Origin of the sequence: Kordiimonas sp. SCSIO 12610 (genome assembly GCF_024398015.1) — a bacterium.
In the GTDB taxonomy this organism is placed as follows: Bacteria; Pseudomonadota; Alphaproteobacteria; order Sphingomonadales; family Kordiimonadaceae; genus CANLMI01.
Map to the genome: position 1 here is coordinate 2,127,080 of NZ_CP073747.1, position 11,747 is coordinate 2,138,826.

Here is an 11,747-nt window from a genome sequence, read left to right on the forward strand (position 1 = left end):
AGCGGAGCATTTAAACTATTGTTTTTTAACGTTCGGCGCTTCTGAAGCCATTCGTGATCGGATAGCGACGGTCACGGCCAAAGTTTTTCCGGGTTATCTTAACCCCCGGCGGTGATTGCCGACGTTTATACTCGGCGATATACAGAAGGTGTTCAATTCGCGCAACCTCTGATGCATCGTGGCCACGTTCCACAATCTCAGAAACTGGCATTTCTTCGTCCACCAAACACCTCAGCATATCATCCAAGGCTTCATAGGGCGGCAGGCTGTCCTCGTCCTTCTGATCATCCCGTAGTTCTGCGCTTGGCGGCTTGGTGATGATATTTTCAGGAATGACAATACCAGCAGGACCAAGGCCGCCCTTGGGCACGCTTGTATTGCGCCAATGGGAAAGTGCAAAAACATCCATTTTATAAACGTCTTTCAAGACACTATAGCCACCACACATATCGCCGTACAGTGTCGCATAACCAACCGACATTTCTGATTTATTGCCAGTTGTAAGCACCATTTTCCCAAATTTGTTCGAAAGCGACATCAACACAAGCCCACGAAGCCGCGACTGGATATTCTCTTCAGTCGTATCTGCATCCAGCCCTTCAAACACAGGCCCAAGCATGTCATCAAACGCGTCAACACCCGGTTTGATTGCAATCGTATCATATTGAACACCAAGCGCCTTCGCGCATGCTTCAGCGTCCGAAATGCTTTCACCGGATGTGTATTTCGTCGGCATCATCACACAGTGAACCTTATCAGGGCCCAACGCATCCACCGCAACAGCCGCGGAAAGTGCGCTATCAATACCGCCAGAAAGGCCAATCAAAACACCCGGAAAACGATTTTTATGCACATAATCTGTAAGCGCCAGAACCATCGCCTGATAAATATCTTCCATGCGCTCAGGTACATAGCCATCAGATTTCGTGACGCACGTTAATTTATCATCTTCCTTACGCCATTCGGTTAAGCAAAAACCCTCTGCCCAACTATCCATCTGCACTGACTGGCTGCCATCAGCTTCCAAAACAAAACTTGCACCGTCAAAAACAAGCTCATCCTGACCGCCGATCTGATTACAAAACACCAGCGGCAGTTTCGTTTCCGAAACACGCTCCCTCGCAACTGCAAGGCGCTCATCATATTTATGCTCGTGATACGGACTACATGTTGGCACGAGAAGGATATCCGCGCCATTATCAGCTAGCGATTTCGCTGCGCTATCGAACCACATATCTTCACAAACCATGACACCAAGCTTAAGCCCGCGAAAGTCCATCGGAAGCGGTGCTTCAGCCTCAGTAAAAACGCGCTTTTCGTCAAAAACACCGTAATTCGGAAGCTTGTGCTTATAGCGAACTGCCTGAACCTCACCGTTTTCGATCAATAACGAAGCATTCCGGAGAATATCACCGTCATATTTGGGAACACCCACAATCAATCCCGGTTTTCCCTCACCTTTTGTAATTGTCTTCAAGCGCTCAATTGCGCTTTCAACCTTGCGAATAAAGAAAGGTTTCAGGACCAGATCTTCGGGTGGGTATCCGACCACGGAAAGTTCAGGTGTTAACACAAGATCAGCCGATAAACGTATGGCATCATTGTATATTTCTGATATTCGATCGCAATTACTATCGACCGCGCCAACCGTCGCATTTATCTGCGCTAAATATATTTTGAGTGCATATGTCATGGCGCTCTTTTACATGGCTATTAGAGACTGCACAAGCCTTGTTATCTTGTGCGTACCTCAAGAAAAAAGCGGCTGAAAACCAGCCGCTATTCCGAACACCAAAATGGCTATACCTATTCAGCGGCCTGAATATTTAATGCATCACGTTCTTCCTTTAATGCTTCCGCAAGCAAGAAAGCGAGCTCAATCGACTGATCGGCATTCAAGCGCGGATCGCAGTGCGTATGATAGCGCGAAGCCAACCCTTCTTCCGTCACGGCACTAACACCGCCCGTGCATTCGGTTACATTCTGCCCCGTAAGCTCCAAATGAATACCGCCAGCATAGGTTCCCTCTGCCTTGTGGCAGGCAAAGAACTGCTTCACTTCGCTCATCACACGGTCAAACGGTCGTGTTTTATAGCCTGTTGACGTTTTCATTACATTACCGTGCATCGGATCACACGACCAAACGACCTTGAACCCCTCCGATTTTACAGCACGCAATAATCGTGGAAGATGGTCCTCCACATTATCAGCGCCAAATCTGGAAATTAATGTAAGGCGGCCAGCTTCGTTTTCAGGGTTTAACTTCTCTATCAACCTCAACAGGTCGTCTGTATCTGTGGATGGGCCAACCTTTGACGCAATCGGATTAGCAATCCCGCTTAGGAATTCAACATGACCACCATCGACCTGGCGTGTTCTATCACCGACCCAAAGCATATGGGCTGACGTGTCGTACCAATCGCCTGATGTTGAATCGATACGGGTAAGCGCCTGTTCGTAACCAAGCAAAAGCGCTTCATGGCTTGTGTAGAAATCAGTGCCGCGAAGCTGCTGAACGTCAGCAGGGTTGATACCGCACGCCTGCATAAACTCAAGCGCTTGACCAATCTGATCCGCAAGCTCACTGTAGCGCCCGCCAGCGCCGCTTTCACGCACGAAATCCAGATTCCATTTATGAACCGACACAAGGTTTGCATAGCCACCCTGCGCGAAGGCACGTAATAAATTGAGTGTCGCTGCCGATTGGCTGTACGCGCGTTTCATACGCTCAGGGTCGGGGACCCGCGCTGCTGCATCAAAGGAAATACCATTGATGATGTCACCGCGGTAACTTGGCAGTTCAACACCTTCGATTGTTTCTGTTCCGCTTGAGCGTGGTTTCGCAAACTGGCCCGCCAAACGACCAACTTTCACAACCGGGCAACTACCAGCAAATGTGAGAACCACTGCCATTTGAAGAAGAACACGGAAAGTATCGCGGATATTATCCGGGTGAAATTCCGCAAAACTTTCTGCGCAGTCACCGCCTTGAAGCAAAAAGGCCCGTCCTTCCGCAACTTCACCGAGCTGCGCCTTTAGGTTTCTTGCTTCGCCTGCAAAAACAAGCGGCGGATAATTTGAAAGCTCTTGCTCTACTTTATCAACAGCAGTTTGATCCGGATACTCTGGCATCTGGATTATTGGCTTTGATCTCCAGCCGTCTGGCTTCCAATCAGTTCTCACTATATTACTCCTATCCACACGACTATAGTCGAACTGGACTTTTATTGACTCTGTCTGGCATCTGTTTCGTTGGTTTCAAATGAAACCGTCTTTCCAAAGATTTCAAACAAAGACGAATTTATGAAATTAAATTAGGCACTATAAATCATGCTCTCAAGATAATCTCAAGTGATTTATATAAGAAATTGTCGCTATTACAGAAAAAACAAGATTTATATTTACTGAAAGTTTCGAACATACTTATTTAATTTTTTTATCTTTGCTATATAGCCCGTTGATAAGGCAGTACAATCAAACCAAATAAGAGTATCATCCATGCAAACGAGTGCCCCTTTTCGTGTTCAGAAAATCTTGTTCGATCTTGACGGAACACTAGTTGATTCTGCACCAGACCTTCATGCGGCCACCAACCATGTGATGGATCATGTGGGTCGACCACTTTTGAAACTTGATCAGGTCAGGCACATGGTTGGGCAAGGAGCTAAGAAACTGATCGAGCTGGGCCTGAACGCAACAGGTGGGAGTGAAAATCATAATATTGACGACCTTCTTCCCGTGTTTCTGGATTATTACCGTTCCAACATTGCAAATGGCACCTATTTTTATGACGGTGCGCTGGAATTGATTAAAGCGCTGAAAGCAAAAGGCCTTGGCGTTGCGATTTGCACAAACAAACCTATCGGACTTGCCAATATATTGCTGCATGAACTTGGGGCGCACGGTCTTTTTGACGTGATAACTGGGGGCGATAGCTTTGCTTTTAAAAAACCTGACCCAAAGCATATCATCGCTACAGCAGACATGATGGAAGGCGACGGCGAATGCCTTATGGTAGGCGATACATTCAACGATATTGACGCCGCGAAAGCGGCCAATATTCCAAGCATTGCGGTAAGTTTTGGGTACTCGGCAACACCAGCAACCGAACTTGGGGCCGACATAACTGTTGACCACCTGATCGACATTCTAAAATACATAGAATAATGATAGCTTGAAATACCGTATAGAGCGCTTTCTCTAGCATTGGGTATCAGGCATTTTTTCTGGCAATCAAGATAATACCTGCTGAGCATAAAATAAGCGCAGCACCGTGATAAATGGTGAACTCCTCGCCCAAAAAACTGATCGCGATCATACTTGTGGCAATAGGCCCCACAGTGCCTGAGATTGCTGTGCGCTCGGGCCCAATCCTTGCGATAGCTTCTGAAATCATAAAACTCGGTATCACAGTACCAATCATCGAAAGTGCTACTAAAATCCAGAATGCATCGACGCTTGGTATATCAAGGCTATTGCCTTGTGTTAGAGCGTAAAAAATTAATGTGTGAAGCACGATAAAGATTGTCGAAACCGTCCAAACGCTACCAGTATAGAAGGCACTTCCATACGCAGCTATAAGGTTTTTTGAAACCAACACACTAACGGCAAAAACAAGCGCTGAAACACCAACCATCAAAGCACCAAATATAACATCGTTACCTGACGATAATGCATTGCCACCACCGGATAGAAATTCATGCCCGAAAATTATAAAAACCCCAAGGTAAGTCAGGATAGCGGCAACAATCATTTTAAGGGTTGGTAGTTTGCGGGCGAGGATGGCTGTCCCCAATACAACAAGTGCTGGATAGCTAAACAAGATAACGCGCTCTAACTGAACAGAAATATAATGCAAACTATAGAAGCTTAAAAAGCCCGCTAGATAATAGCCCATAAACCCACAGAAAATTAGCTTAAACCGATCCATATTAGATATATTTTGGATAGATCGTCGGCGAACTGCCCGGATTGTTATAATGATAAACACAGGTACCGATAAAAGCATTCGGTAAAAAAGAACAAGCTCGGTTGATAATCCATACTGATAGGAAAATTTAACAAAAATCCCCTTGCTGGAAAATAGCACAGCACCAAAAGTCGCTAATATAAAACCCCACAAAAGGCTGTCTTTATCATTCATTGATTTTAGCATTATCTGGCTCTTGTGAGGGACTAGGAAATGGGGATAGTAGAAACAACCAAGGCAGCGTCAACCGTATAATTTCAGGGAAACGAATATAAACAAGAATATTACGGTCAAATATCCCGGTTCATCCGAATAGATTATTATCAAGAAAATCCTTCGGAAGTTTCTTCTCTGGCTTTCTGAAGGCCTTAGTCACTAAATGCTTTAGCAACATGAAAAACGGCATGCGTAACCAGTGACCACGAAGATAAAGCCATAATTTCGCAAAACGACAAAAAGTTCCTTCGTCAATTCGAGCGTTCATCACTTTCGTTAAAATCATAACGGAAGCAGGTATTTTCACATCAGAGCTCACCTGCAATTGCCCAATAACTATCCTTGCATCAGGATGATCAAAATAGCGCTCTAACATAATCAACGATACAAACAGCGCCCTTTGTGCACCAACCGTTTTAGCACGTTCGGACAATTGCTCTCTCTCATCCCTGGTTAATGCATCAAACAAATAATAGATTTCTATCAAGCTGCGGGCGGGCGTATCTAGCTCGCCGTCGTAAAACACATGATAGGATGCATGCAAAAATCGATCAATTGGAGTGAACGTGCATAAATTCCGGCCTTCAATGTTAACTGCCGCTTTTATCATTTTTTCATGCGCAATTTGAACCCTGGCGGTTTTGGGTGTCAGTCTATGATGAACATCTATCAGTGTGCGGCGTCGTTGATGCCGCATTGGGGGAAGTTCATGCATCCATTCACGGTAATAGGCCTGATCATAATCATTGTTTGTTGTCTCATCACCCTGCCACCCTGCTAATGTCAGTGCTTGCTCGACTAGTTCCAGCTTGTTTTCAACGACCATAATGTCCAAGTCACTGACCCTGCGCCCGTCACTGGCGCGGTGTTCTGTTACTACGTAACTTCCACCCTTCAGGAGGATGGGACATACCTCATAACCTAAAAGAGCGCGTTCAATACGGTTTGCCTCAAATTGCAGCATACGCGTATCATAGTCTGCACGAATGACAGCATTCTGAAACAACTCGAAAAGCTTTCCATCAGTTTCAGTCATGTGCCTGTGGGCAACTTGCGCCATAATATGCTCACGTTCAGCAAAATTGATGAAGGCATAGAGCTCTTCTGCACTTTCTGGCAATTCACCAAGCCCAACAGCAATTTTCAACCAATTGCGCTTCATAGGCCCATGTCCGTAGAAATTTCGCCAAACAATCTAAGCGCATCTTCGCTTGAGCCATACACCATCTCATAGGCTTCCGCCGTTGATGACAGGTCATTAAGCGCAGTGAAGGCCTTTTCTCCAATCACCTGATAATTCGTAGAGCTTGCTAAAAGCCGCATAACCGTGTCTGCATTTTTGACTTTTGTGAGTGTTGCCACCGCGCCTTTCTCGAATTTCGGGAACAGAACCAGCTTTGCTGAGGCATGTATATTGCTATTTTCAATATCGTTTGGACGTGCGCGCCGATAGGCAACATCCCCTTTTGGTCCATCTTTAATAATATCACTGATCCAGTCATCGCCAGCGATTTCACGAACGACCTCTATCGACTCATTCTTTAACGAAACAGGTCTTGGGTAAGGCCTTAGCTTTACTGTTTCCAGATCAACAATACCAAACTCGTCAGAAAGTAATCGAAACCCCTTTTCCATCAAAAGCGACGTTAGGGTGCTTTTGCCGCCGCCCGAGGCTGCGGAAATAATTACACTGCCCTTTGAATTCGCAACAACACCTGCATGGAGAATAAGATATCGATATGTCCGCAGTGCAACTGAAATATTCAGTCCCATTTCAAATGCAAGGGCTGCCATTTTTTCCGGTAACGGCACCGCAGGAAACTGAAATCCGGGATCAGGGACGATTTGTTGTTTTATCAAACCTCGAAGAACATTGGGGGCACGGATATCAAGATAATGATCATGTAACTGCGACCCATGATCTGCAAATTTATAATCGCGGTACATATCATGAAGATGATCAAGAACAATCGATGACTGTGCTTTCAACCGTGCAGAAAAATCGCCGATATGCAGCAGCAATTCACCCTTTTTAATATGCTCTTTAATTTCGTGACTGTTCATGCGCACTTATAGCTATGGTCAAGTGGGCTAATCAAGCCGACATTATCCATATCATTCAATGTATGATCTATCAGCGACAGTGGGCAATCTTCTTCCGTCAGGTCCAGAGCTCGCCAAACTGTTTGCGCCAACTCTGATGACTTGAGAGGGGTATCGCAAAGAATTTCAAAAATTTCATAGGAAAGGAAATTAAGAATATGGGTTTCACCCGACACCCGGTGGTAAACATACCAAGTCTCATCATAGGGTCGAACGAGGCAACATGATTTATCTGCTGTCCAGACAGTATTTTGATTACCTGGTCCCGCAAGCATTTAATTTATGGCTGATTGACAAAATCAAGAATGGACACAAGGCATGACACGCCTGGGAAACCACTGTTTGCCCCGCCCTGGTCTGCAAACCGTGCAGCAAGAACCAGATAAAGCCCAGTATCACCAGATACATTGAACTGACCCGTTGAATCTACAAACTGGCCAGGTTCAAAGGTCGTATTATTATCAAAGCGATAAATAACATACTGGCAATCCAAAGTTACATTTGGACCATTGCCATTATCATCGCATTCGCGTGGGCGATATTGCGCTGGTACTGTACCCTCTGGGAACACATAATCTGCCCGGCGTTGAATTCTGCGGACCCGGCCATTAGTGACGCGGTTATTACGAATATTAACGCGGTCGGTAACCCAGGCTGCCCCGTCTGAGTTCACCAGAATAACCAGCCCGCGTGGGATAGTTATTGTACAGTCCAAGGCAGAATTTGCAACAGACTGCGCCGATGCGCGCAGACTTAGCATCATTGGCATGCCGGCAACGCCTAACTGTAAAACGCGGCGGCGCTCCTTCAGGCGACGTTCTTCCTCAGACATATTTCCATGCTCAGCGTTTGGACGATTTGTTTCATTCTTTTGCAATGATCATCAGCCTTTAGTCATACTCAGTAATAGATTTACTATGTTTAGTGTACAGCAACTATAAATTTTCACAAAGCTATTCAGTTTATTTATAACAGTTTCTTTAATGTAACGTGAATATTCACAAAATTCCTTCTATAACTTCATATTAATGCAACAAATATCGATTAATGGGCTCGTTTATGGTTAATCTAACAGTAACGAATTAGATTGATACCCTGAAGATAGTTATTCAACCGAGATAAATCATATGGCGACAACTCTTGCAAAAATTCGCGAAAAAATCAGTGCCCGCCTTGCGCTTGTTTTTATCGTAATCGTAATGGCGCTATTGTGGTTTTTTAATCATATTGATCTTTTCGCAACTGTAATTCTTAGCTTGAGCGCGGCCTTTATTCTGTTTCAAATGGAAGTGAAATATCGCCGCAGAACATTAAAAAAGAAAAGAAAAACAGCGCAAAACGATCGACGCATAGAACAAGAAGGCATTATGTCCTTGAGGACGCATGCCCTAAACGGTTTACCCTCACCAACTCTATTGATTGATCACAAAAGGCGCATATTGTTCGCCAATGACAGTGCGAAAGAATTACTAGATGACGAATTGAACGGCAAAGACATATCACTGTTTCTTCGCCAGCCTAAGTTCATTGATGCCATTACCAAAGCCTTGAACGGCGAAGTTGATACAGAAAATGATAGTTTCATCCGCTATACATCAAACAGCGAAAGAAGTTTTGATGTAACAATCGCCCCTATCAAACCGGACAACAGTACGGAAAATCATCAGGCAACGATTTTCTTTTATGAAGTTACAAGCCTTCTGAAAACTGAGCAAATGCGGGTTGATTTTGTCGCAAACGCAAGCCATGAACTCAGAACGCCATTGACGTCCCTTATGGGTTTCATCGAAACACTGCAAGGCCCAGCCAAAGAAGATTTAGACGCACACCATAGGTTCCTCGGCATCATGCAAAAAGAAGCTGACCGGATGGTGCTTTTGGTTGATGATCTATTATCCTTATCAAGAATTGAAATGGCACGCTACCAGGCGCCGGAAACGCCCGCTAAGGTAGAATTGATCATTGGCAATGCTCTTGATTCTATTGAAAAACTGGCAGAAAAACGCGGAATTACTTTGCGTACAGAATTTGAGGCAGATCTACCTCTGGCTATTTTAGATACCGGCCAGATCACTCAGGTTCTTCTAAACCTTTTGACCAATGCAGCAAAATACGCAGATCAGGACAGTACGGTTCATATTGTTGCCCAACGAAACAACGGCAATCATATAGAAATTATTGTCCGCGATGAGGGCCCTGGCATCCCACCAGAACACCTTGCGCGACTGACCGAAAGGTTTTACCGAGTAGATACAGCCCGCTCGAGAGAAATGGGCGGAACAGGCCTTGGTCTTGCAATTGTGAAGCACATATTGCTGCGCCATAATAGTCAACTCAACATTCGAAGCACAGTCGGTGAAGGAACAAGCTTCAGTTTCCGCCTTCAAATAGCAGAGCCAGATAGTAATGGTACAGATCAAAAAAGCAGCGCCATTACCGAAGATAGCAACGCAGTAAGCGCTGAAAACAGGAATGATTAAACGATATAGTGCATGTAACAAAATTGTAGCTATACTGTAATAATCGTCACATCCGTGTCATATACCTGAATTATTAACAATAATGCTCTGAGTAGACTAAGTTTATTTGCCAAAGTTTATGGAGACCTTGCTTGAACCTTTTGCAGCAAATTATATCTTTAGGACTGACTTCTATTCTTGTGCCTTCAGCATTGCTTGCTCAATCTGCGTTTGTTCAACCTGAGGAAGGTCAAATTCACATTGCAGGTTCTTCAACGGTTTTTCCTTTTGTCACTAAAGTCGCAACTGAATATACCGAGAAAACAGGGAATGCCTATCCCACTATCGAAGCAACGGGCACGGGAGCAGGCATCATTCAGTTTTGCAGCAATACCCCAGACATTTCGATTGATATTGCTACGGCCTCCAGACGCATACTTACCAGCGAAATCCAACTTTGCTTCAACAATGCTCATTCAGAAATTATTGAGATTAAATTGGGCTATGACGGTATCGGTTTAACACGGTCACGACTTGCGAGCGATATGGCACTTTCGCTCAAAGATATATATCTGGCCCTTGCCGCAAAATTACCATCAACGGACAGCAATGGTAACGTAATCCTGATCGATAACCCGTATAAAACATGGAATGAAATAAACCCTTCACTGCCTGAGGAACCAATACATTTTTTTGGCCCTCCTGCCACATCAGGTACGAGGGATGCATTTGATGAATTAGTATTATTTGAGGGTTGCTTGAACGCTTCTGAGGGCGACGCCGGTGAAGTAGAACAAGCCAGCAAATGCAGTGAAATCAGAACCGACGGTATTTATACTGAAATCGGCGAAAATGATGACCTTATCATCCAGCGCTTGCAAACCAATGATACTGCGGTTGGAATTATAGGGTTCAATTTCCTCAATCGAAATAACGCGATCTTACAAGCAATCCCTATAGCGCATATTGGCTCTAAACCTCAATTGCCAACAAGCGATAATATTAAAAACGGTAATTACCCGATTTCCAGAACATTATATCTTTATATCAAAAAAGATCGGATGGAATCCTCAGACGCATTGCAGGCTTACATCAATGAATTAACCAGTGAAGCAGCCTTTGGCGATGATGGATATTTGGCGAAAGAAGGCCTAATACCGCTTAGTATCAAAAATCGAAACGCTACGGTCGAAACGCTGGAAAAAATGAGAACTCTGAAACGGGATATTGATATCCCGGCAACGACATTACAGTAGAAATTCAACTAAATAAACAACTCTCAAATGGCAGAGTTTCTAGGAGTGAGAAACGTGAAAACTCAAGTTCTTTTAATCGAAGATGATATAAGCATCACAGAGCTTGTTCGTTACAATCTGGAAAAAGCTGACTTCACCATTGAAACAGCAAAGGATGGGGAAGAAGGCCTTATTTTGGCAACAGACCAGACCCCAGATGTTATTCTGCTTGATTGGATGCTACCAAACCTGTCAGGCCTTGAAATTTGCAGACGCCTGCGCAGGAACAATAAGACAGCGAATGTACCAATTATCATGCTAACGGCTCGCGCTGACGAACCGGACCGTGTTCGCGGACTGGAAACTGGGGCTGACGATTATGTCACGAAACCGTTCTCTCCGAAGGAATTAATCGCTCGCATCCACGCTGTTCTACGGCGTGTTCGCCCTGCCCTCGCTGCTGAGTGCCTGACGTTTGAAGACATCACACTCGATAATGTTGCACACCGTGTTACACGCGGCGAAAATCCGATTCATTTGGGGCCAACCGAGTATCGCCTTCTGCGCCATTTCATTGAAAATCCCGGTCGTGTTTTCTCCCGTGAACAACTATTAGATTCGGTCTGGGGCCATGATATTTATGTGGAAGCACGAACCGTTGACGTACACATCAGACGTCTGAGGAAGGCAATGAATGAATACGGTGACCCTGATTATATCCGAACCGTAAGGTCAGCAGGTTACGCGCTCGATAAGAAACGATAG

General features: G+C 44.8%; 11 protein-coding genes. 4 read left to right on the top strand and 7 right to left on the bottom strand.

What is annotated here, in order from left to right; all coding sequences use genetic code 11:
• Positions 1–25: 25 nt before the first annotated feature.
• Complete coding sequence (locus tag KFF44_RS09920; RefSeq protein WP_255933835.1) at positions 26–1,693, bottom strand: NAD+ synthase; 1,668 nt, start codon at positions 1,691–1,693, stop codon at positions 26–28.
• Between the two features lie 113 nt (positions 1,694–1,806).
• The gene (locus KFF44_RS09925; RefSeq protein WP_255933836.1) at positions 1,807–3,183 is read right to left on the bottom strand and encodes a class II 3-deoxy-7-phosphoheptulonate synthase; all 1,377 of its coding nucleotides are present in this window, start codon (positions 3,181–3,183) and stop codon (positions 1,807–1,809) included.
• Positions 3,184–3,498: 315 nt separating this feature from the next.
• Between KFF44_RS09925 and gph the strand changes: the two genes are divergently transcribed.
• Complete coding sequence (gene gph / locus KFF44_RS09930; RefSeq protein WP_255933840.1) at positions 3,499–4,167, top strand: phosphoglycolate phosphatase; 669 nt, start codon at positions 3,499–3,501, stop codon at positions 4,165–4,167.
• A gap of 46 nt (positions 4,168–4,213) precedes the next feature.
• On the opposite strand, the gene KFF44_RS09935 is transcribed toward gph, so the two are convergent.
• From KFF44_RS09935 to KFF44_RS09955, 5 genes are all read right to left on the bottom strand, one after another.
• Complete coding sequence (locus KFF44_RS09935; RefSeq protein WP_255933841.1) at positions 4,214–5,155, bottom strand: DMT family transporter; 942 nt, start codon at positions 5,153–5,155, stop codon at positions 4,214–4,216.
• A 118-nt stretch (positions 5,156–5,273) separates the two neighbouring features.
• Positions 5,274–6,347: a nucleotidyltransferase family protein gene (locus tag KFF44_RS09940; protein ID WP_255933842.1), complete on the bottom strand. Its 1,074-nt coding sequence runs from the start codon at positions 6,345–6,347 to the stop codon at positions 5,274–5,276.
• Positions 6,344–7,249 carry an HprK-related kinase A gene (locus KFF44_RS09945; RefSeq protein WP_255933843.1) on the bottom strand — a complete coding sequence of 302 codons (906 nt, stop codon included), beginning with the start codon at positions 7,247–7,249 and terminating at the stop codon, positions 6,344–6,346. The genes KFF44_RS09940 and KFF44_RS09945 overlap by 4 nt, the downstream gene beginning before the upstream one ends.
• Positions 7,246–7,563, bottom strand: a complete 318-nt coding sequence (locus KFF44_RS09950) for an HPr-rel-A system PqqD family peptide chaperone (protein WP_255933844.1) — start codon at positions 7,561–7,563, stop codon at positions 7,246–7,248. Before KFF44_RS09950 ends, KFF44_RS09945 begins: the two co-directional genes overlap by 4 nt.
• A 5-nt stretch (positions 7,564–7,568) precedes the next feature.
• On the bottom strand, positions 7,569–8,165 hold the full coding sequence (locus tag KFF44_RS09955; RefSeq protein WP_255933845.1) for a hypothetical protein: 597 nt from the start codon (positions 8,163–8,165) through the stop codon (positions 7,569–7,571).
• A 250-nt stretch (positions 8,166–8,415) separates the two neighbouring features.
• Here KFF44_RS09955 and KFF44_RS09960 point away from each other — a divergent pair, with 250 nt between their 5' ends.
• From KFF44_RS09960 to phoB, 3 genes are all read left to right on the top strand, one after another.
• The gene (locus tag KFF44_RS09960; RefSeq protein WP_255933847.1) at positions 8,416–9,768 is read left to right on the top strand and encodes an ATP-binding protein; all 1,353 of its coding nucleotides are present in this window, start codon (positions 8,416–8,418) and stop codon (positions 9,766–9,768) included.
• Between the two features lie 131 nt (positions 9,769–9,899).
• Positions 9,900–11,003: a substrate-binding domain-containing protein gene (locus tag KFF44_RS09965; RefSeq protein WP_255933849.1), complete on the top strand. Its 1,104-nt coding sequence runs from the start codon at positions 9,900–9,902 to the stop codon at positions 11,001–11,003.
• A gap of 27 nt (positions 11,004–11,030) precedes the next feature.
• On the top strand, positions 11,031–11,747 hold the full coding sequence (phoB, locus tag KFF44_RS09970) for a phosphate regulon transcriptional regulator PhoB (RefSeq protein WP_370691081.1): 717 nt from the start codon (positions 11,031–11,033) through the stop codon (positions 11,745–11,747).